Here is a 21,831-nt window from a genome sequence, read left to right on the forward strand (position 1 = left end):
GGGCGGGGGCTTACGCCTTCGCCCTCAATTAGGGCCCTGGGGAGGAAAAGCCTTGCTCAACCGTCGTCAAATGATGTTCGCCACCGCCGCGGCCGGCTTCGCCGCCACCGGCGGCGCGCCGTCCCTGGCCCTCGCCCGCGAAGGCGAGGTCGCCAAGCTCAACGCCCTGTTCGACGAGATCATGGCCAAGCAGTTGCGCCAGTCGCCCGAGACGGCGACCGGCCTGGGTCTGGACAGCGGTGACCTGGCCTGGACCAAGGGCTTGCTCAGCGACCGCTCGTTCGCCGCCATCAAGTCGGGCGCGGCCCAGACCTCCCAGCAACTGGCCGCCCTGCGCGGCATCGACCGCCGCGCTCTGAAGGGCATGGACGCCGCCAACTACGACACTGTCGAGTTCGTGCTGGCGGTGCAGGACGAGGGCAACAAGAAGTTCAGCTACGGCGGCGGCGGTTCGGGCGCGCCCTACGTCCTCAGCCAGCTGACCGGCAGCTACCAGCAGATGCCGGATTTCCTGGACACCCAGCACAGCATCGAGACCAAGGCCGACGCCGACGCCTATCTGTCGCGCATGGAGGGCTTCGCCCGCCTGATGGACCAGGAAACCGCCCTGGCCAGGCAGGACATGGCCGACGGCGTGATCCCGCCGGACTTCATCATCGACAAGACCCTGGTCCAGATGAAGGCCTTCGCCGACACCCCGACGGCCGACGCGCCGCTGGTCAAGTCGATCGCCCGTCGGACCAAGGACAAGAACATCGCCGGCGACTGGGCCGCTGAAGCTTCGCGCATCTACGAAGGTTCGGTCCTGCCGGCCCTGAAGCGCCAGATCGCCCTGCTGGAGAGCGTCCGTGGCAAGGCCACGCATGACGCTGGCGTGTGGCGCCTGAAGGACGGCGCCGACTACTACGCCGTGTCGTTGAAGAACTACACGACCTCGGACATGAAGCCGGATGAGATCCACCAATTGGGTCTGGATCTGGTGAAGTCGATCAACGCCGAGGCCGACAAGCTGTTCAAGAGCATCGGCATGACCCAGGGCACGGTCGGCGAGCGCATGGCCAAGCTGGGCGAGGACATCTATCCGAACACCGACGAGGCCAAGGAGCAGCTTATCAAGGATCTGAACGCCAAGGCGGCCTGGATCCAGAAGCAGCTTCCGGCCTATTTCGGCGCCCTGCCCAAGGCGCCGCTGGAGATCCGCCGCGTTCCCAAGGCCATCGAGGCTGGCGCGCCGGGCGGCTACTACAACTCGCCTTCGCTCGACGGCAAGCGCCCGGGCATCTACTGGATCAACCTGCGCGACACCAAGGAGCAGGCCAAGTACACCCTGACGACCCTGACGGTGCACGAGGGCGTCCCGGGCCACCATCTGCAGCTGTCGATCTCGAACGAGGCCAAGGGCCTGCCCATGATCCGCAAGATCATCGGCTTCTCGGGCTACACCGAGGGCTGGGCGCTCTATTCCGAGCAGCTGGCCGTCGAGATGGGCATCTACAAGACCGACCCGCGCGGTCACATCGGCATGCTGCACGACGCCCTGTTCCGCGCCGTCCGCCTCGTGGTCGACACAGGGATGCACTACAAGAAGTGGAGCCGAGAGCAGGCCGTGAAGTACATGGCCGAGACCATGGGCGACGAGGAAAGCGGCTCGATCACCGAGATCGAACGTTACGTCGTGTGGCCGGGTCAGGCCTCAGCTACATGATCGGCAAGATCGTCTGGCTGCGCGCCCGCGCCAAGGCCCAGAAGGCGCTCGGCAAGAAGTTCGACATCCGCGAGTTCCACGACGCGGGCCTGCTCTCGGGCATGACCCCGCTGACCACGCTGGAACGCGTGATCGACGACTACATCGTCAGCAAGGGCGGCAAGGCCTGAGCCTGAAGGACGAATGGCTGAAGCGGAACGGAGGGGCCTCGCCCCTCCGTTTTTCGTCTAGCCCCAGCTTTCCGACGCTCCAGCCCGGCGCGCCACCGCGGCGATCGCCGGGGCGGGGCGCAGGGGCGGGCTCGGCCTGTCGGCCGGCTTGCCGTAGAGCCAGCCTTGGGCGAAGTCGACGCCAGCCGCGCGCACGATGTCGGCTACCTCCACCGTCTCGACCATCTCGGCCACGGTGCGGATCTTCAGGTCCTGGCACAGCTCGACCAGGCGACGCACCAGGGCGCCGTCGCGGCCGTTGTCGGCCAATTCGCGGACATAGCGGCCGTCGATCTTGACGATGTCGAGCGACAGCTGCTGCAGATAGGCGAACGACGACGAGCCCGCGCCGAAGTCGTCCAGGCAGACCATCGAGCCCAGGCTACGCAGGCTCTGGATATGGCGGTTGGCGCGCGGCAGGTCGTCGATCGCGGCGGTTTCCGTGACCTCGAAGATCAGCCGACCCTTGGCCTCGTCATGTCTGGACAGCAGGCGACCGATGTGATCGACGAAGGTCTCGTTGACGATCGTTCTCCCCGAAACGTTCACGGCCAGCTTCAGCTTGCGGTCCTGGTCGTTGGCCAGCTTCTTCACCGCCTGTTCGACGATGGCGTGGTCCAGCTCCTCGATCAGGTCGAATTCCTCGGCCATGCGGATCAGGGCGAACGGGCTGCCGCCGTCCTCGAAGCGCACCAGCACCTCGTGGTGATGCGCCTGGCCGGTCGCCAGCGACACCACCGGCTGGTAGGCGAGGTTGAAGCGGCGCTGGCTGACGGCCACGCCCAGTGCGCCGGCGCGGGCCAGGGTTCGCTTCACGGACCGGTTCATCGCCTCCGACAGCGTCATCGGCGGCATGTCCTTCAGGCCCTCGCGCAGGAAGTCGTCGAGGGCGTAGCGAAGCGCGCGAAGCGCGCGGGCCGAGCCGCCGCCGGCCTCCAGCGGTACGATGTGAGCGCGGGCCTCGGCGCTGACCATGCGGGTCAAGCGCTTGATCATGTTGTCGGGGCGGTCGTCGCGGGTGCGCAGCAGGGCGAAACGATCGGGCGACAGTTGGGTGGCGGCCGAGCCGCCGTGCGACTCGGCGCGCACGGCGCTGGCGACGCGCAGGTCGAGGGCGGCCGCCTCACCGGGCGTCAGGCCGCCGCGCATCGTCTCCAGGCCGGCGAACTCGACCATGGCCAGCTCCAATTCCAGGCCGGTGACGCGGGCGGCCTCGAACAGACCCTTGGCGATGTCGTCGAACGACTCGCGGGGATGCAGCGTGCCGGCCGTCAACGGCGGACCGGCCGACTGGGCGGCGGTGACGGCCAGCGAGACCCTGCCGTCGTTCTCGGGCAGGGCGCGCAGGATCACGCGGACGTGGCGGTTTCCCGGACCGCCGAGGCGCAGCACCACCGGACCGCGGCGCACGCCGTCGTCGGCGCAATTCAGCATGGCGTCCATCAGCGGCTGGTCGTCGGCGTGGAACAGGTGCGGCCACACCTTGCCGGTCAGCCCGGCCTCGCTCTGGCCCATGACTTTCTGCGCGGCGCCCAGCGCCAGGCGCACGCGGCCATTTTGCAGCTCGACGAGGAGATCGGCGCTGGCGAACGCCAGGCCCAAAAGGCGACGCGGATCGATGGACAAGTCGGCAATCCCCCCAGAACACCGGGCCCCCAAGAAGCGGCTAAGCTGGCACGGCGGGACTTAAAGAGCCGTTTCGTGCGGATAGGAGCGACCCCATATCCGGTCGCCACGGTGCGACATTATGGCCTACGACAGAAACGGTCGTTTCTCCCGATGAGAACATCTTGCGAACCCGGAACAAAGGGCGTACGCATTAAGGGTGTTCCACAGGTCGTTGTGGCGGGGCGCGGGAAGCGCCGATCGAGCGACCGGAATCATGGGATAGAGGGCGGATCAACATGACAAGTCAGGCGGCATTGAAACTCGTGGCCAAGGAAGAAGGCGATAAGCAACGCGCTCTAGAGGCGGCTCTCGCCCAGATCGACCGTGCGTTCGGCAAGGGCTCGGTGATGAAGCTGGGCGAAAAGGGCAAGGTCGAGATGGAGTCCGTCTCCACCGGCTCGCTCGGCCTGGACATCGCGCTCGGTATCGGCGGTCTGCCCAAGGGCCGGATCATCGAGGTCTACGGCCCGGAAAGCTCGGGCAAGACCACCTTGGCCCTGCACGTGGTGGCTGAGGTCCAGAAGGCTGGCGGCACCGCCGCCTTCGTTGACGCCGAGCACGCGCTCGACCCGTCTTACGCCTTCAAGCTGGGCGTCAATCTCGACAATCTGCTGGTCTCGCAGCCCGACAACGGCGAGCAGGCCCTGGAGATCACCGACACCCTGGTGCGTTCGGGCGCCGTCGACATCGTCGTGATCGACTCGGTCGCGGCCCTGACGCCGAAGGCTGAAATCGAAGGCGAGATGGGCGATAGCCTGCCGGGCCTGCAGGCCCGTCTGATGAGCCAGGCGCTGCGCAAGCTGACCGCCTCGATCAACAAGGCCAACACCATCGTCATCTTCATCAACCAGATCCGTCACAAGATCGGCGTGATGTACGGCAGCCCGGAAACGACCACGGGCGGCAATGCGCTGAAGTTCTACGCCTCGGTGCGCCTGGATATCCGCCGCACCGGCTCGGTGAAGGTGCGTGACGAGATTATCGGCAACAACGTTCGCGTGAAGGTGGTCAAGAACAAGGTCGCCCCGCCGTTCCGCGAGGTCGAGTTCGACATCATGTACGGCGAGGGCATCTCCAAGCTGGGCGAAGTCATCGACCTGGGCGTCAAGGCCGGGATCATCGACAAGGCGGGCTCGTGGTTCTCGTACGGCAGCCAGCGCATCGGCCAGGGCCGGGATAATGTCCGCGAGTTCCTGAAGTCCAATCCCGACGTCGCCGCCTCCATCGAGGCCGCGGTTCGCAAATCGTCGCAGAAGATCGAGGAAGAGCTTCTGGTCGGCGGTCCGGAGGATGGCGAGGAGGAATAGTCTCCTCGCAAGGTTTCGCGGCCCTCGCCCGACCCCGGGCGTCCCCGCCTTCAACACGCCCGCGGCCGGACCGCCGCGAGGGCCGCGATCGCAGGCCGCCTGGACCCCATGCCAGGCGGCCTTTTTCGTTCAGCGGACGAAGATCATCCCTGCGATACGGGGGAGGTCGCCCAAAGGGCCAGAGCGGGCGAGATGGACGCATGCCACATCACCCCCTCGGTCGCTCCAGATGGCGCGGGGGGGCGTCTTCAGCCTCTCAACCCGCCTTTTCCGCCCGGTCTAGGGTCCCCATCTGTGGATCGGTTTCCCCTTCGCCAAAAACCGCGCTATGCAGCGCGCGACTCCCGGCCGCTCGCCGGACGCCCAGACTTGAGACGCTCATGCCCAGCCTGAACGAGATCCGCAGCACCTTCCTCGACTATTTCGGCAAGGCCGATCACGCCGTCGTCCCGTCCGCGCCGCTGGTGCCGCAGAACGATCCGACGCTGCTGTTCGTCAATGCCGGCATGGTGCCGTTCAAGAACGTGTTCACGGGGGCCGAGACGCCCGCCTATCCGCGCGCGGCCAGCTCGCAGAAGTGCGTCCGCGCCGGCGGCAAGCATAACGACCTGGACAATGTCGGCTACACCGCCCGCCACCACACCTTCTTCGAGATGTTGGGCAACTTCTCGTTCGGCGACTACTTCAAGGAACAGGCGATCCACCATGCCTGGACCCTGCTGACCCGCGACTTCGCCCTGCCGAAGGAAAAGCTGCTGGTCACGGTCTACCACACCGACGACGAGGCGGCGGACCTGTGGAAGAAGATCGCCGGTCTGGGCGACGATCGCATCATCCGCATCCCGACCAGCGACAACTTCTGGTCCATGGGCGACACCGGCCCCTGCGGTCCGTGCTCGGAAATCTTCTTCGACCACGGCGAAGGCATCCCGGGCGGCCCTCCGGGCAGCCCCGACGAGGACGGCGATCGCTTCATCGAGATCTGGAACCTCGTCTTCATGCAGTTCGAGCAGATGGTCGGGGGCGAGCGCGTCCCGCTGCCCAAGCCCTCGATCGACACCGGCATGGGCCTGGAGCGTGTCGCGGCCGTCCTGCAGGGCGTGCACAACAACTATGATGTCGACCTGTTCAAGGCCCTGATCGCCGCCAGCGTCGAGCTGACAGGCGTCAAGGCCGAGGGCGATCAGGCCCCGTCGCACCGCGTCATCGCCGACCACCTGCGCTCGTCCTCGTTCCTGCTGGCCGACGGCGTCACTCCGTCGAACGAAGGTCGCGGCTACGTCCTGCGTCGGATCATGCGCCGCGCCATGCGCCACGCCTATCTGCTGGGCGCGCAGGAACCCCTGATGCACCGCCTGGCCCCGACCCTGGTGGCCGAGATGGGGCAGGCCTATCCGGAGCTGCGCCGCGCCGAGGCCTCGATCGTCGAGACCTTGCGGCAGGAGGAAGAGCGCTTCCGCGTCACCCTGGGCCGCGGCATGGGCCTGCTGGACGAGGCGACCGCCAACCTGACCGCCGGCGGCGTGCTGGACGGCGAGACCGCCTTCAAGCTCTACGACACCTACGGCTTCCCGCTGGACCTGACCCAGGACGCCGTGCGCGCCAAGGGCCTGACCGTCGACACCGACGCCTTCGACGCGGCGATGCAGAAACAGCGCGACATGGCGCGCGCCAACTGGGCCGGATCGGGCCAGCAAGGCGCCGCGGCCGCGTGGTTCGCGATCAAGGAAAAGGCCGGCGCCACCGACTTCGTCGGCTATGAGACCACCGAGACCACGGGCGTGGTCAAGGCGATCGTCGTCGATGGTGTGGAAGTCCAAGGCGCCACGGGCGGGACGACCGTCGAGGTGCTGCTGGACCGCACCAGCTTTTACGCCGAAAGCGGCGGCCAGGCCGGCGACACCGGCGTGCTCGAGGCCAACGGCCGCGAGAACCGCGTGATCGACACCCAGAAGCAGGCCGGCGACCTGTTCGTTCACCGCGTCGAGCTTTCGGGCGACCTGAAGGTCGGCGACCAAGTCGTGGCCTCGGTCGACGCCGAGCGCCGCCACACCACCCGTTCCAACCACTCTGCCGCACACCTGGTGCACGCCGCCCTGCACCACGTGCTGGGTCCGCACGTCGCCCAGAAGGGCCAGATGGTCGATGGCGAGCGCATGCGCTTCGACTTCAGCCACGGCGGCCCGCTGACGGCCGAGGAGCTGGACAAGATCGAGGCCGAGGTCAATGCGGTCATCCGCCAGAACGTCCCGGCCGAGACCAAGGAAATGGCGCCGCAGGAAGCCATCGAGGCCGGCGCCGTGGCGCTGTTCGGCGAGAAGTACGGCGACAGCGTCCGCGTGCTCACGCTCGGCAAGTCGCTGAGCGATGAGGCCAAAGCCTATTCGGTCGAGCTGTGCGGCGGCACTCACGTGGCCCGCACCGGCGACATCGCCCTGTTCAAGATCGTCTCGGAGCAGGGCGTCGCCGCCGGCGTGCGTCGCATCGAGGCCCTGACCGGCGAGGCGGCCCGCCGCTTCCTGCTGGATCAGGCGGGCGTGGCCAAGTCGCTGGCCGACCAGTTCAAGACCCCGGTCGCCGAAGTGGGCGCTCGTGTCGACGCCCTGATCGCCGACCGCAAGCGTCTCGAGAAGGAACTGGCCGAGGCCAAGAAGCAGCTGGCCCTGGGCGGCGGCGGCGGAGCCGCGGCGGGTCCTGAAGATGTCAACGGCACGGCCCTGATCGCCCGCGTCCTGGACGGCGTCGGCGGCAAGGAGCTGCGCGGCGTGGCCGAGGAGTTCAAGAAGCAACTGACTTCGGGGGTCGTGGCCCTGGTCGGCACGTCGGACGGCAAGGCGGCCGTCACCGTGGCCGTCACCGCCGACCTGACCGGCAAGTTCAGCGCCGCTGACCTCGCCAAGGCCGCCGTGATCGCCATGGGCGGCCAGGGCGCGGGCGGCAAGGCCGACTTCGCCCAGGGCGGCGCGCCGGACGACAGCAAGGCCAACGAAGGCCTGGCCGCCGTGAAGGCGATCCTGGCGGGCTGATCGACCTGACGGTTCGAATGACGATGGGGACGCCGCGAGGCGTCCCCTTTTCATGCCCGACGCTTGACGGCGCGCCCGCTTCCGCGTTGATTTACCTCTGTAGTCTCATGGGGCGGCGAGATGCGAAACGGGATCGGATTGGCGCTGTTGGCCGCTCTGACCGCCTGCGATCAGGCCCCGGCCCCCTCGAACGCCATCCCGCCGCCGTCCTTCTGGCGTGTCGAGATCGTCGAGGACTTCCGGCGGCCAGACCGGCGCGGTCGAGGTCTGCGCCAATCCGGAGATCTTCGCCGCCTTCTCGCGCGCCGAGCCCAGCATAGCCGGCCAGCCGTGCAAGCCCTATGGCAAGCCCGCGACCGACACGCCGACCGATTATGCTGGACGCTGCGAGGCCAACGGACAGCGCTACGGCCTCTACGTCTCGACCCAGGGTGACCGGGCCAGCGACTTCACCGTCCGCTTCGCCCTGCAGCCGCTCCAGACCGACATCGGCACGGTCGTTCAGGCACGTCGCTATCGCCGGCTCGGTGACTGCCCCGCCGGCTGGAAGGCCGGCGATCAGGCCAAGGTCGGCGGCGGCCCCGCCTCGAACCTGCTTGCGCCCAAGGTCTAGTCTGCCCCTCCAGAGGGACCGACGCGTCCTAGCTGACGCGGGCCGTCAGCAGCAGCGCCACAACGGACAGGGTGATCGCCGAGAGCGCCGTGGTCAGGGCCACGATCCGCGCCGCGCCGCGCGGCCAGACGCCGTACGTTCGGGTCTGGATGAAGACATTCACCGCCGTCGGCGCGGCCGCCAGCAGGGTCGCGCCGGCGCGGAAGAGGGACGGGGCGGGGGTCAGGCCGATGGCCAGCCAGACCAGCAGCGGGAAGGCGGCCAGCTTGACGAGCGTGGCCAGGACCACCGGCGCGGTCGCGGGAGCGGCTTCGTTATCGGCCTCGCTCAGACCCAGGGCCGCGCCCAGCGCCACCAGACCGACGGGGCTGCCTGAGACGGCGGCCATGCCGACCGCGCGGTCCAGCGGCTCCGGCAGGGCGATGTCCAGCAGGGCCAGGGCGACGCCGCCCACGGCCGCGATCACGACCGGATTGTGGAACGCCTGCACGGTCGAGCGCCAGACCGACCGACCGGCCGCCCAGCCGAGCAGACCCACGCCGGCGGTCGCCAGCACCGCGAAGTCGATGGCCACCACCCCCGCGGCCAGCCGTGCGGCTTCGGCCCCGAGGACCGCGGCGGTGACGGGGAGGGCCAGGAAGGCGCTGTTGCCGACCCCGGACGCCATGCCAGCCCCGGCGCGCTCGGCCCGGTTCCAGCCCAGCGTACGGCCCGCCGCCACGGTCGCGGCCATCAGCAGAAGGCCGATACAGGCATAGGCGACCAGGCCCAGGAACAGGTCATGGCTGGGCCGACCCAGGCGCGACAGCGAGTGAATCAGCAGGGCGGGAAAGCCGACCCAATAGACATAGGCCGACAGACCTTGGGTCATCCGCCCGTCCAGCAGGCGCAGCCGGACGAGGGCCACGCCCACGCCGACCAGCAGGAAGAACGGCCAGACCCGGGACAGAACGTTCGAGGACGAGGTGCGTCACGAGAGGCGGATCAGCCCTGGCGCTCGTCGCCGGGCAGGCGGATATGCACCAGCTTCCAGGTGAACAACGCCCTGCGCTCGAAGGTGAAGATCGTGACCCTGCCGCTGCCGTCCGGCCGCTTGACCGCGATGCGCACACGGTTGGGGTCCCAGTACGCGATACTGGGATAGGGCCCCTTGAGGGTGTCCTTGACCTGGCCGCCCAGAGAGGTGTCGCGGGACATGGCGGGCGGAGCCTTGCCCGGGGCGTAGCCGCGGGTCAGGGCCCGAGACGCCGGCCACGGTCAGGTAGCGGTCGACCTTGGGCTCCGGCGGGGCGAGGGGTTCGATGGCCTTCTTGAAGGCGCTGAGCGGGTCGCGCCAGATCGACGGGGTTTCCGGCTGGGGCGACCGGCGCGTCGGCCACCAGCTGGCCGGTCAGGCTGCGACGCACGGCGGGGAAGTCGACCAATTCGCCGATCGCCTGCACGTCCTCGTACTGGGCGGCGGCCTTCAGGGCGCGGAAGGCGAACCAAGGCGCGGTGGCGAAGGCGGCGGCGAAGACAAAGATCGCTAGAACGATCAGGTCCCAGATCCGCTTCTGCAGGGTCATGCCGCCTCCGAAAGGTTAACGCCGGATATCCCAGCTATCGCCGTTCTCCGCAAGGCCGCTCGCGCGAGAGGCGCGGACGATGGAAGAGGGGCTGGGCGGGGAACAAAAAACGCCCCGGAGGCTGTCCTCCGGGGCGCTCTCGTCCAGGCTTTAGCCCGAAAGGTTTAGGCCATGGCCTTCTTCAGGTTCTCGTCGATCTTGTCGAGGAAGCCTTCGGTGGTCAGCCAGCCTTGCTTGTCGCCGACCAGCAGCGCCAGATCCTTGGTCATGAAGCCGCTTTCGACGGTGTCGACGCAGACCTTTTCCAGGGTCAGGGCGAAGTTGGCCAGGTCCTGATTGTTGTCCAGCTTGGCGCGGTGGGCCAGGCCACGCGTCCAGGCGAAGATCGAGGCGATCGAGTTGGTCGAGGTGCTCTCGCCCTTCTGGTGCTGGCGATAGTGGCGGGTGACGGTGCCGTGGGCGGCTTCGGCTTCCACCGTCTTGCCGTCCGGCGTCATCAGCACCGAGGTCATCAGGCCCAGCGAGCCGAAGCCCTGGGCGACGATGTCCGACTGCACGTCGCCGTCGTAGTTCTTGCAGGCCCAGACGTAGCCGCCCGACCACTTCAGCGCCGAGGCGACCATGTCGTCGATCAGGCGGTGTTCGTAGTGGATGCCCTTGGCCTTGAAGGCCTCAGCGTATTCGGCGTCGTAGATTTCCTGGAAGATGTCCTTGAAGCGGCCGTCATAGGCCTTGAGGATCGTGTTCTTCGTGGAGAGGTACACCGGATAGCCGCGGCCCAGGCCGTAGGCGAACGAAGCGTGGGCGAAGTCGCGGATCGAGTCGTCGAGGTTGTACATGCCCATGGCGACGCCCGAGGACGGGGCCTTGAACACTTCGTGCTCGATCGTCGGCGCCGTCTTCGCCGACGAACTTGATCGTCAGCGTGCCCTTGCCCGGGAACAGGAAGTCGGTGGCCTTGTACTGATCGCCGAAGGCGTGGCGGCCGACGATGATCGGCTGGGTCCAGCCCGGCACCAGACGCGGCACGTTCTGGCAGATGATCGGTTCACGGAAGATCACGCCGCCCAGGATGTTGCGGATCGTGCCGTTCGGCGACTTCCACATCTTCTTGAGATTGAATTCCTTCACGCGGGCCTCGTCCGGCGTGATGGTGGCGCACTTGACGGCGACGCCATGCTTCTTGGTCGCATTGGCCGCGTCGATGGTCACCTGATCGTCGGTGGCGTCGCGGTTCTCGACCGACAGGTCATAGTAGTCCAGCTCGAGGTCGAGATACGGGAAGATCAGCTTGTCCTTGATGAGCTTCCAGATGATGCGGGTCATTTCATCGCCGTCCATGTCGACGACGGGATTGGCGACTTTGATCTTGGCCATTGCGGGGATGTTCCTCTGGCGGTGGCGCGCCTGTGGCGATCTGGCGCACAGGGCCAGGAAGCGGCGCGGTCCGGGAGGCTATAGACTGTTGCGTCGCGGGGGAAAAGCGGGTCGGTTGGACCTGGTGATCAAGTTCAGCTTTTCGGCGTGGAGTTTCGAGCGCGACGGCCCAGGGCGGGGCCTGACCGTGTTTCGTGAGGCGTGGCCTCGTTTCTCGAGGACGCGAGACGGTCTGTAACGGGCGGGCTTGGGGGAGCTGTTTTTGAACACGAGTTCCGGAGCGGTCACGAGCGTGACGACGCCGCTGGCGCGGCGGCTCCTGACCATGGTGGCGATTCTGTCGATCGCGGTGACGGGCGTCGCGACAGCGGCCGCCTTCGTCTTCGTGCGCAAGAGCGCCGCCGACACCCAGACGCGCCACCTGGCCGAGTATGTCGGCGAGCGGGTCAAGACCGAGGACCGCCTGTTCTCCGACCTGGTCAAGGTCCACGACGCGGCGAGCGAGGCGCTGACGCGACGCCTGGACGTGGGCGACGCCCCCGAGATCCATGCCCAGTTCGAGCGATTGTTCCCGGAGAAGGGCGACGGCACCCGGCGCTCGGCCGACGGCCTGTTCAACGGCGCGCGGATCGGCGACCGCTACGTCTATGGCATAGGCGGCTACCTGCCCGGCGCCGACGCTATGAGCCTGCCCGAGCAGCAGCTGTTCGTCGCCGCCACGGACGTGGTGGCCGCGACCGGCGAGGCGGGGATCCGCCACTACGACAACTTCTACTTCTTCACGCCCAGGACGCGGATGGTGATGTTCGGGCCCCACCGGCCGGACAAGCTGCTCTACTACCGCCGCGACGCCCCGCCGAGCCTCGACATCAGCCAGGAGGAGATGACCCTCCTGACCCTGCCCGAGAACAATCCGGACCGGGTGATGAAGTGCACCAAGCTGCGGCGCTTGATCTCGGATCCCAGCGGTCCAGGGTTGAACGCGGCCTGCATGACGCCCTTCTACTACAAGGGCCAGTTCATGGGCGCGTTCGGCACCAGCCTGTCGCTCGACAGCTACCTGTTGCGCGCCGTAGCCGATGCTCTGCCGGGCGGGCGTAACCTGATCGTCGCCGACGATGGCGAACTGATCGGCGCCCAGGGATTGGCTCGGGACGGCGTGGTCGACGCGGCTCTGCTGCGCAAGTTCGAGACCGACAACGACCTGAAGAACCTGGTGGACACGATCCGCGCGCAGAAGCGCGACGTGGGCGCCGTCCTCACGCCCAGGGGGATCGACTGGTGGCCTTTGGCCGACTCGTCGAGCCGGGCTGGTGGTTCCTGATGACCTTCCCGCCGGGCGACATCGTCTGGTCGTCGCTGAAGACCGCCTCGTGGGTGCTGCTGTTCGGCTTCTTCGGCGTAGCCCTGAGGTTTTGCTGCTCTACCGCCTGACCAACCAGATGGTGGCCGCGCCGCTGGAGGCCCTGGCCGAGGCCCAGCGCCGGGGCGACCCGGCCGCCGCCCAGCCGATCGAGGCCCGCACCGACGAGATCGGCTCCTTGGCCAGAGCGCTCCGCAGCCAGCGGGAGCGCAATGAGGAACTGCGCCGCTCGCTGGAGGATCGCGTGGCCGAGCGCACCGCCGAGCTGGAGCGGGCCAACCAGGCCAAGTCGGTGTTCCTGGCCAACATGTCCCATGAATTGCGCACGCCGCTGAACGGCGTGATCGCCATCGGCGACCGCCTGGGCGACGAGGAAGACCCGATCGCCCGCCGCGAACTGGCGGCTTTAGTCTCCTCGTCGGGGCGCTTGCTGGAGCAGGTGCTGGGCGACATCCTGGACGTTTCCAAGATCGAGGCCGGCGAGTTCCAGCTGACGACCGGGCCGTTCGACCTGACCCAGCTGGTGCGGGGCATGGCCGAGCTGCACGCCGCCGCCGCGGAAGCCAAGCAACTGGTCTTCCGCTGGTCGGTCTCGCCCGACACGGAAGGAACCTATGAGGGCGACTTCTGGGAGGATCAGCCAGATCCTCTCGAACCTCCTGGCCAACGCCGTGAAATTCACCGAGCGGGGCGAGGTGTCGCTGGAGGTCGACCGGGTGGATGACAAGATCCGCTTCGTCGTGCGCGACACGGGGGTCGGCTTTGACGAGGGCGTACGCGATCGCCTCTTCAAGCGCTTCGTCCAGGCCGACCAGTCGATCACCCGCCAGTTCGGCGGCACGGGCCTGGGCCTGTCGATCTGCGCGGCCCTGGCCGAGATGATGGGCGGCGGCATCAGCGCCGACGCCTCGCCGGGGCGCGGCGCGCGCTTCGAGGTGCTGCTGCCGCTGAAGCGCTGCGCGACCGTGGCCGAGGCCGCCGTCGAGGAGGACCGTGAAATCTCGCTCGAGGGCATGCGGGTGTTGGTCGCCGAGGACCATCCCACCAACCGTAAGGTCGTCGAGATCGTGCTGGAGCCGTTCGGTGTCGACCTGACCATGGTCGGGGACGGCGAGGCGGCGCTAAGGGCGCTGGACGAGGCCAGCTTCGACGCGGTGCTGATGGACATGCAGATGCCGGTCATGGACGGACTGACGGCCACGCGCGCGATCCGGGCTCGCGAGGCCGCCTCGGGCGCGCCGCCGATCCTGGTGGTCATGCTGACGGCCAACGCCATGGAGGACCATATCGCCGCCGCCGAGGCCGCCGGCGCCGACCTGCACCTGGCCAAGCCGCTGCATCCTGCGCAGTTGCTGGAAGCCCTGGCGCGGGCCTGGAAGCGTTAGAACTCCTTCAAGACCGCCCGGCCGACGTCGGTGATGATCGCCTCGCGCTGGGCGGCGTCGGCGGTCGAGGCGGTCAGGAAGACGACGAAGGCGATCCGGCGGCCGTCCTTCAGTTCGACGAAGGCCTCGGCGTGGTTGGTGGGCTGCACGCCGAGATCCGACCGGGGGGCGCCGGCCGACTGGATGATGCTGGCGCCGTCGGGCAGGGCGTTGGCCAGGTAGCCAGGATCGCGGCCTAGCAGGCGCGCCGGGTCGGGCTCGAACAACAGCTCGCGATTGATGAAGGCCTCCAGTAAGCGGACCAGCCCGACTGGCGTGGCGGTATCGCGCGGGTCGGTCGCGCGAGCCTGGGCCGCGCGAGCGCGCGCGTCGGCCGGCACGGCGTCGACCGCCTTGCGCCAGGCGACGTCGCCCTTCCAGTCGGCGCGAAATGAAGCCAGGCCGCGGGCGTCGGTGGCGATCTGGCGGCGGTAGCGGTCGACGCTGACGTGCTCGAGCCGCTTGACGTCCAGCCATCCGTTGACACCGCCCGGTCCGCCGACCCGCCTGGTCAACAGGTCGAGCGCGGTGTTGTCGCCTTCCCGGGCCAGGGTCTCCAGCTCCGCGACGCTCCAGGTTTGGCGTCCCGGCCAGGCGTCGGCCACGGCGCTGGGCGGCGGCGAAAGGTCGACATCGCGGACGGACAGGATCTCGCCGGGCGGCAGGCGCCCGGACTCGGTCTCGGCCATCACCGACGCCAGGATCGGGATGCGCGCGGCGCCGCCCAGCGGGAACGGCCGGTCGCCGTTGAACGCCCAGAGTTGACGCGTGCCGAGATCCTCGACCGCCACGCCCAACACGGCGGGCGCCGCGCGGGCGGCGATGGCCTCGATGCGCTTCTGGAGGTTCTTTGGCTTCATGGCCGGCTCTTCCTGCCCCAGCATCGGCTTCTCGCCGCAAGAGGCCAGCACGGGCAGGGCGAGGAGGGCGGTCAGAAAGGCGCGGCGTGACATCCCCGCTAAACGCGGCCGTGGCGGTTCGGCTGCGCTGCCTCTTGCATACGGTGCGCGGTCGGCGGCAAAGGGTGCGGATGACCGAAGACTTCGAGTCCGTCCCGCCCAAAGTCACGCCGCCTTGCGTGATCCTCAACGAGCCCCAACTGGCCGAGAACATCGGCGCGGTGGCTCGGGTCATGGCCAATTTCGGGCTCTACGACCTGCGCCTGGTGCGACCACGCGACGGCTGGCCGCAGGAGCGGGCCTGGGCAAGCGCCTCGGGTGCCAGCTGGCCGCTGGACGACGCCAAGGTGTTCGACACGTTGGAAGCGGCGATCGCCGACCTGAAGCTGGTCTACGCCACCACGGCCCGCCCGCGCGAGACGCGGCTGCCGGTCTACACGCCACGTGAAAGCGCCGGCCACCTGGCCGAGGAGGTCGACCTGGGGCGCGGCGTCGGCCTGCTGTTCGGCGGCGAGCGCGCGGGTCTGGAAACCCACGACATCGCCCTTTGCCAGGCCATCGTCTCGATCCCGATCGACGAGCGCTTCCGCTCCCTGAACCTGGCCCAGGCGGTGTCGATCAACGCCTACGAATGGAAGATGACCCAGGACGACCGGCCCTGGAAGAAGTTCGAGCAGAACGTCGAGGAACCCGCCGATCAGGCTACCCTGATGGGCCTCTACGAACATCTCGAGGGCGAACTGGACAAGGCCGGCTTCTACCATCCGCCCGAGAAGCGGCCCTCGATGGTCCGCAACCTGCGCGTCCCCTTGGCCCGCGCCCGCCTGACCGACCAGGAGGTGCGCACCTTCCGCGGCGTGATCACCGCGCTCAGCAAGGGGCGCGGCCGCGTTCTGGCCAAGCTGGCCGCCAAGGCCGCCAAGAGCGAGGCTCCTTAAGGATCGGGCCGCGGCGCGAATTTGACTTTAATCATCCTTGCGGCGCTCCGGCGGGCGCACGCTGTGGTCATGGCCAAGCAAGGAGCTTCCATGACCCCCGATGCAACAACCCTCATCGTCGTCGCCGACGGACGTCGCGCCCGGCTGCTGGAGCAGACGCGGATCGATGGACCGCTGCACGATCGGCCCGAATGGCTGGCCGATGTTAAGGAACATCACGATCACGCCGCGCCCAGCCATATCACCCATTCGGGCGACGCGCGCGATCGGGCCGAAAAGGCGTTCCTCGCCGATCTGGCCAGGCGCGTGGAGGCCCTGATGGCCAAGCATGGCCTGGATCAGGTGATCCTCGTGGCGCCGCCCCGAGCTCTGGGGCACCTGCGCGAGGCCCTGTCGTCGGCCGTCGCCAAGAAGGTCGTCGGCTCGGATGCGCACGACCGCGTCGACGCCACGCTGATCACCCTGGAAAGTGTCGTTCACGCCGCGCGTTTCGCCAGCGCGGCCTGAACATTTGACGGCGCGCGACGCTTGCGTCCCGCGCCGTTCCCGCGTTCACTCCCTTCAAACAAATGTTGGGGAGGGCGGCATGAACCGTCGTGAACTGCTGGCCTTGGCCGGGGCCTTGGGGCTTGCCCCAAGCTTGGCGCGCGCCGCTGTCCAGGAAAAGATGGACGGCGACGCCACCGCCGCGCGCGACGCCTATCTCTACGCCCTGCCCCTGATCGAGATGGCCACGACCCGGGCGCGCCTCCTCAAGACCCCCGGCGCGGCTATCAACAGGCTGAGCCACACCCGCGCCCTGTCGGATCATACGGCCCGCTGGGTCACGACGCCCAACAACGACACCCTCTATTCATCCGCCTTCCTGGATCTTTCCAAGGGGGCCGGGACCCTGACCATCCCGCCGATGGGCAAGCGCTACTACTCGGTGGCGGTGATGGACATGTTCACCAACAACAACGTGGTGCTGGGGACGCGTACGATCGGCGGCGAGGGCGGGACCTTCACCCTGGTCGGGCCGGGCCAGGCCTCGACGGGGCCGAACCCCGTCCGCATAGCCACGCCGCACGCCTGGATGCTGATCCGCATCCTGACCGACGGCGGCGAGGACCTGGCCGCCACCCACAACGCCCAGGACGGCTTCGTGCTGAAGGGGGCCGCTGGCGGTCCGATCGCCGCCTACGCGGCCCGCGACGCCAAACCGGCCGACTACTTCGCGACCGCGCGGGCCCTGCTGGCCAGCGATCCGGGCCCGCCGACCGACCTGAAGATCCTGCGCCGCACGAGCGCGTTCCTGGGCGCGGGTCCGTTCAGAGAAACCGCGGCCGTCGACGGCGTCGACGAGGCCAAGATGATCACCGTCTTCGCCAAGGGGCGGCAGGTGTTCACCGGCGGCTGGTCGTATCCGAGGCCCAACCTCGGCGACTACGGCCAGGACTATCTCTATCGCGCCATCGTCGCCCTGCAGGGCCTGGGCGCTCTGCCGGTGGCCGAGGCCGTGTACTTGAAGGCGGCCGGCGACGACGGGGCGGGGAGCTTCACGGGCGACGGCCCCTATCGCCTGAGCCTGCCGGCCCAGCTGCCGCTGGACGGCTTCTGGTCGCTGTCGATGTACGAGGCCACGGCCGACGGCCAGTACTTCTTCACCGACAACCCGCTCAAGCGCTATGCGATCGGCGATCGCACGCCAGGGCTGAAGCGCAACGCCGACGGAACGCTCGACCTCTGGATCGGCCGCGCCGACCCGGGCGGCGACAAGACCGCCAACTGGCTGCCCGCGCCCAAGTCCGGCCCGTTCGCCATGTATCTGCGGGCCTACCTGCCCAAGGCGGAACTTCTGGACGGCCGTTTCCGGTTGCCGGCGGTGGTCAAGGTCTAGCCGGCCTCGGCCAGGCTGCGTTCCAGGTGCTCGACCAGCAGGCGGGCCTTGGCGGGCAGCAGGCGCAGGTGCGGATACACGGCCCAGACGCCCTCGTCGGCCGGGCGGTTGGCCTCCAGCAGCGGGACCAGCCGGCCGTCGGCGATGGGGGCGTCGACATAGAAGTTCGGCAACTGGCAGATCCCCAGGCCTTGCAGCGCCGCGTCCAGCACCGACTGACCGCTGTTGCAGCGCCAGCGCCCTTGCGGCTTGAAGGCGATCTCGCGCTCGCCGTCCGGGCCATGCTCGCGCAACGGCCAGGTGTCGACCGCGCCCAGAACGCAGGCGTGGCGCGAGAGGTCGGCGATGGCTTGCGGGGCGCCGGCGCGGGCCAGGTAGCTGGGCGCGGCGCAGAGTCGCCGGGTGCGCGAGGCAAGGCGCTTGGCGATCAGCCGGCTGTCGGTCAGGCGGCCAAAGCGTATGGCCAGGTCGAAGCCCTCGCTGACGATGTCGCGCACCGCGTCGTCCAACTCGATCAGGATCGACAGTTTGGGGTGGGCCAGCATGAAGGTGTTCACCGCCGGGGTCACGAACCTCTCGCCATAGGCCGTCGAGCAGGTCATGCGCAGCAGGCCCTTCAGCTCGCCGTCTTCCTCGCCGACGGCGGCCAGGGCCTCGTCGCGGTCGAGGATCAGTTGCCGGCAGCGGGCGAGGAAGGCGCGGCCGGGGTCGGTCAGGCTGACGCGGCGCGTGGTGCGATAGAGCAGGCGCGTCTGCAGCCGCTCTTCCAGTCCCGCCACCGCGCGGCTGACGCCGGAGGTCGACAGGCCCAGACGCAGGGCGGCCTTGGAGAAGCTTTCGGCCTCGGCCGTGGCCACGAATTCGTCGATCCCGTCCCAGCGGCTCATGCGGCAGGGATGCGCCGATTATTCTTTGTGAGCAACAATGTTTTGCGCAGATCGGGATTATCGACGCGGGCCGCGCGGCGTACCAAGATCACGCAAATCTCGAGGGAGCCTGTCCATGAAAACCCGCGCCGCCGTCGCCTTCGAAGCCAAGAAGCCGCTGGAGATCGTCGAGGTCGACCTGGAGGGGCCGAAGTTTGGCGAGGTGATGGTCGAGATCAAGGCGACCGGCGTCTGCCACACCGACGCCTACACCCTGGACGGCCTGGACAGCGAGGGCATCTTCCCCTCGATCCTGGGCCACGAGGGCGCGGGCGTGGTGGTCGAGGTCGGGCCCGGCGTCACCTCGGTGGCGGTCGGCGATCACGTGATCCCGCTCTACACGCCCGAATGCCGCCAGTGCAAAAGCTGCCTCAGCGGCAAGACCAATCTCTGCACGGCGATCCGCGCCACCCAGGGCAAGGGCCTGATGCCCGATGGCACCAGCCGCTTCTCGTACAAGGGCCAGGCCATCGCCCACTATATGGGCTGCTCGACCTTCTCGAACTATACGGTGCTGCCCGAGATCGCGGTGGCCAAGATTCGCCGCGACGCGCCGTTCAAGACCGCCTGCTACTGCGGCTGCGGGGTGACCACGGGCGTGGGCGCGGTGACTAACACCGCCAAGGTTGAGCCGGGCGCCAACGCCATCGTCTTCGGCCTGGGCGGCATCGGCCTGAACGTCATCCAGGGCCTGAAGCTGGTCGGCGCCAACATGATCGTCGGCGTCGATCTCAATCCGGAGCGCGAAGCGTGGGGCCGCAAGTTCGGCATGACCCACTTCGTCAATTCCAAGACCGTCGACGGGGATCTCGTCGCGCACCTGGTGGCCCTGACCGACGGCGGCGCGGACTACACCTTCGACGCCACCGGCAACACCACGGTCATGCGCCAGGCGCTGGAGGCCTGCCATCGCGGCTGGGGCGAGAGCATCATCATCGGCGTGGCCGAGGCGGGCAAGGAGATCTCCACCCGTCCCTTCCAGTTGGTCACCGGCCGGGTGTGGCGCGGCACGGCCTTCGGCGGCGCGCGCGGCCGCACCGACACGCCCAAGATCGTCGACTGGTACATGGACGGCAAGATCCAGATCGACCCGATGATCACCCACGTCCTGCCGCTGGAAGACATCAACAAGGCCTTCGACCTTATGCACGCCGGCGAGAGCATCCGCACCGTGGTGACGTTCTAGTTAGAGGCGATACTCCCCCCACCTGACCGCTTCGCGGTCGTCCGCCCCCAAAGGCGGGCGGAAGGTGAACCTTCTTCCCCTCCGGGGGAGGAGCGCGAAGCGCGGAGGGGGCGAGTGGCAGGAGTGATCATGACCGTCGAAACCCTCTCCACCCACCGCGTCCACGGCGGAACGCTGCGCTACTGCAAGCACGCCAGCACCAGCACCGGCACGCCGATGAAGTTCACGGTGTGGGTTCCTGACGGCGAGGGGCCGTTTCCCTATCTCGTCTGGCTGTCGGGTCTGACCTGCACCGAGGACAATTTCACGGTGAAGTCCGGCGTCTACGAACACGCCGCCAGGCACGGCGTGGCGATCGTCGCGCCCGATACCTCGCCGCGTGGTGACGGCGTGGCCGACGACCCGGCCTATGACCTTGGACAGGGGGCGGGCTTCTATGTCGACGCCACCCAGGCGCCGTGGGCGCCGCACTTCATGATGCACTCGTACATCACCGGCGACCTGCTGGCGGCCGTCGACGGCGCCTTCCCGCTGGACACGGCCCGCCGGGGGATCTTCGGCCATTCGATGGGCGGCCACGGCGCCCTGACCATCGCCTTGAAGCACCCCGAGCTCTTCAAGTCGGTCAGCGCCTTCTCGCCGATCGTCTCGCCCTTGAGCTGCCCGTGGGGCGACAAGGCCCTGACTGCCTATCTCGGCCCCGACCGCGCGGCCTGGCGAGCGCATGACGCCTGCGCGCTGATCGAGGACGGGGCGGGGAGCGCGTTCGACGAGATCCTGATCGACCAGGGCCTGGCCGACAGCTTCCTGGAAAGCCAGTTGAAGCCGGAGCTGATCGAAGCCGCCGCCGCCAAGGCCGGTCGCAAGGTCACGGTGCGCCGGCAAGAGGGCTACGACCACAGCTACTTCTTCATCGCGACCTTCATTGGCGATCACGTGGCGTTTCACGCGCCGCGCCTCTGACATTGACACCGATATGCCCCTTCGGCATAAGCCACCCCTTCACGCTGCCGGCTCGCCGGACGGCGCGATGACCTTATGACGGATTGACCCGAAGCCGCCGTTGCAATCGCACCTCCTCAGGGGGAGCCGGCCCGGATCGTTAGAAAGAACGACTATGTCGAAGCGCCATAGCGCCAAGTACAAGATCGACCGCCGCATGGGTGAAAACCTGCGGGGCCGTCCGAAGTCCCCGGTCAACCAACGCTCGTACGGTCCCGGCCAGCACGGCCAGCGCCGCAAGAGCAAGGTTTCTGACTTCGGTCTGCAGCTGCGCGCCAAGCAAAAGCTGAAGGGCTACCACGGTAACCTGACCGAGAAGCAATTCTCGCGCACCTACGAGGAAGCCGCCCGCCGCAAGGGCAACACCTCGGAGAACCTGATCGCTCTGCTCGAATCGCGCCTGGACGCCATCGTCTATCGCGCCAAGTTCGTGCCGACCGTGTTCGCCGCCCGCCAGTTCGTGAACCACGGCCACGTGACCGTGAACGGCAAGCGCGTGAACATCCCGTCGTACCGCTGCAAGCCGGGCGACGTGATCGCGGTCCGCGAAAAGTCGCGCAACATGGCCCTGGTCCTGGAAGCTGTCGCCTCGAACGAGCGCGACTTCGCCGAGTACGTCTCGGTCGACGCCAAGGGCCTGTCGGCCACCTTCGTCCGCGCTCCGGAACTCTCGGAAGTTCCGTATCCGGTGAAGATGGAACCGAACCTGGTCGTCGAATTCTACGCTTCGTAAGCGTCGGATCC

13 protein-coding genes and 4 pseudogenes are annotated in these 21,831 nt (G+C 68.1%); 11 read left to right on the plus strand and 6 right to left on the minus strand.

The genetic code is table 11. The features are described from left to right. The first annotated feature begins 52 nt into the window (after window positions 1-52). A pseudogene (locus ACHMW8_RS14780) lies at window positions 53-1,875 on the plus strand (DUF885 domain-containing protein). Window positions 1,876-1,932: 57 nt separating this feature from the next. On the opposite strand, the gene ACHMW8_RS14785 reads toward ACHMW8_RS14780, so the two are convergent. Continuing rightward, window positions 1,933-3,540 carry an EAL domain-containing protein gene (locus tag ACHMW8_RS14785; RefSeq protein WP_395442957.1) on the minus strand — a complete coding sequence of 536 codons (1,608 nt, stop codon included), beginning with the start codon at window positions 3,538-3,540 and terminating at the stop codon, window positions 1,933-1,935. Between the two features lie 278 nt (window positions 3,541-3,818). On the opposite strand from ACHMW8_RS14785, the gene recA reads away from it, so the two are divergent. The 3 genes from recA (at window position 3,819) to ACHMW8_RS14800 (ending at window position 8,528) form a co-directional block, all read left to right on the plus strand. After that, window positions 3,819-4,889 carry a recombinase RecA gene (recA, locus tag ACHMW8_RS14790; RefSeq protein WP_125156278.1) on the plus strand — a complete coding sequence of 357 codons (1,071 nt, stop codon included), beginning with the start codon at window positions 3,819-3,821 and terminating at the stop codon, window positions 4,887-4,889. 380 nt (window positions 4,890-5,269) lie between these two features. Further along, the gene (alaS, locus tag ACHMW8_RS14795; protein WP_395442958.1) at window positions 5,270-7,915 is read left to right on the plus strand and encodes an alanine--tRNA ligase; all 2,646 of its coding nucleotides are present in this window, start codon (window positions 5,270-5,272) and stop codon (window positions 7,913-7,915) included. A 217-nt stretch (window positions 7,916-8,132) separates the two neighbouring features. Continuing rightward, a complete protein-coding gene (locus ACHMW8_RS14800) occupies window positions 8,133-8,528 on the plus strand; it encodes a hypothetical protein (RefSeq protein ID WP_395442959.1) in 396 nt (131 codons plus the stop codon). A 28-nt stretch (window positions 8,529-8,556) separates the two neighbouring features. Here the strand turns inward: ACHMW8_RS14800 and ACHMW8_RS14805 are convergent, their stop codons facing one another. The 3 genes and pseudogenes from ACHMW8_RS14805 to ACHMW8_RS14815 all read right to left on the minus strand — a co-directional run bounded on the left by ACHMW8_RS14805 (window position 8,557) and on the right by ACHMW8_RS14815 (window position 11,470). Then, on the minus strand, window positions 8,557-9,477 hold the full coding sequence (locus ACHMW8_RS14805) for an AEC family transporter (protein ID WP_395445985.1): 921 nt from the start codon (window positions 9,475-9,477) through the stop codon (window positions 8,557-8,559). Window positions 9,478-9,512: 35 nt separating this feature from the next. Next, window positions 9,513-10,093: pseudogene (locus tag ACHMW8_RS14810) on the minus strand (DUF2939 domain-containing protein). Window positions 10,094-10,257: 164 nt separating this feature from the next. Continuing rightward, window positions 10,258-11,470 (minus strand): annotated as a pseudogene (locus ACHMW8_RS14815) (NADP-dependent isocitrate dehydrogenase). A gap of 325 nt (window positions 11,471-11,795) precedes the next feature. On the opposite strand from ACHMW8_RS14815, the pseudogene ACHMW8_RS14820 reads away from it, so the two are divergent. Further along, window positions 11,796-14,218, plus strand: a pseudogene (locus tag ACHMW8_RS14820) (ATP-binding protein). Here ACHMW8_RS14820 and ACHMW8_RS14825 read toward each other — a convergent pair. Then, window positions 14,215-15,210, minus strand: coding sequence for a serine hydrolase (locus ACHMW8_RS14825; RefSeq protein WP_395442960.1), 996 nt, complete (start codon window positions 15,208-15,210; stop codon window positions 14,215-14,217). The pseudogene ACHMW8_RS14820 and the gene ACHMW8_RS14825 sit on opposite strands and share 4 nt — an antisense overlap. Before the next feature lie 77 nt (window positions 15,211-15,287). On the opposite strand from ACHMW8_RS14825, the gene ACHMW8_RS14830 reads away from it, so the two are divergent. The 3 genes from ACHMW8_RS14830 (at window position 15,288) to ACHMW8_RS14840 (ending at window position 17,973) form a co-directional block, all read left to right on the plus strand. After that, a complete protein-coding gene (locus ACHMW8_RS14830) occupies window positions 15,288-16,094 on the plus strand; it encodes an RNA methyltransferase (RefSeq protein ID WP_395442961.1) in 807 nt (268 codons plus the stop codon). A 90-nt stretch (window positions 16,095-16,184) separates the two neighbouring features. Continuing rightward, window positions 16,185-16,601: a host attachment protein gene (locus ACHMW8_RS14835; RefSeq protein WP_395442962.1), complete on the plus strand. Its 417-nt coding sequence runs from the start codon at window positions 16,185-16,187 to the stop codon at window positions 16,599-16,601. Between the two features lie 79 nt (window positions 16,602-16,680). Beyond that, window positions 16,681-17,973, plus strand: coding sequence for a DUF1254 domain-containing protein (locus ACHMW8_RS14840; RefSeq protein ID WP_395442963.1), 1,293 nt, complete (start codon window positions 16,681-16,683; stop codon window positions 17,971-17,973). Here ACHMW8_RS14840 and ACHMW8_RS14845 read toward each other — a convergent pair. Further along, window positions 17,970-18,860, minus strand: coding sequence for a LysR substrate-binding domain-containing protein (locus ACHMW8_RS14845; RefSeq protein ID WP_395442964.1), 891 nt, complete (start codon window positions 18,858-18,860; stop codon window positions 17,970-17,972). The genes ACHMW8_RS14840 and ACHMW8_RS14845 overlap by 4 nt on opposite strands. Before the next feature lie 115 nt (window positions 18,861-18,975). Between ACHMW8_RS14845 and ACHMW8_RS14850 the strand changes: the two genes are divergently transcribed. From ACHMW8_RS14850 to rpsD, 3 genes are all read left to right on the plus strand, one after another. Then, window positions 18,976-20,085: an S-(hydroxymethyl)glutathione dehydrogenase/class III alcohol dehydrogenase gene (locus ACHMW8_RS14850; RefSeq protein WP_395442965.1), complete on the plus strand. Its 1,110-nt coding sequence runs from the start codon at window positions 18,976-18,978 to the stop codon at window positions 20,083-20,085. Window positions 20,086-20,214: 129 nt separating this feature from the next. Further along, window positions 20,215-21,048 carry an S-formylglutathione hydrolase gene (gene fghA, locus ACHMW8_RS14855; protein WP_395442966.1) on the plus strand — a complete coding sequence of 278 codons (834 nt, stop codon included), beginning with the start codon at window positions 20,215-20,217 and terminating at the stop codon, window positions 21,046-21,048. Window positions 21,049-21,202: 154 nt separating this feature from the next. Further along, window positions 21,203-21,820 (plus strand): 30S ribosomal protein S4, encoded by a 618-nt coding sequence (gene rpsD, locus ACHMW8_RS14860; protein ID WP_395442967.1) that lies wholly within the window; start codon window positions 21,203-21,205, stop codon window positions 21,818-21,820. The last annotated feature ends 11 nt before the right edge of the window (window positions 21,821-21,831 follow it).

This window comes from Caulobacter sp. UC70_42, assembly GCF_044056025.1.
Taxonomy (GTDB): domain Bacteria; phylum Pseudomonadota; class Alphaproteobacteria; order Caulobacterales; family Caulobacteraceae; genus Caulobacter.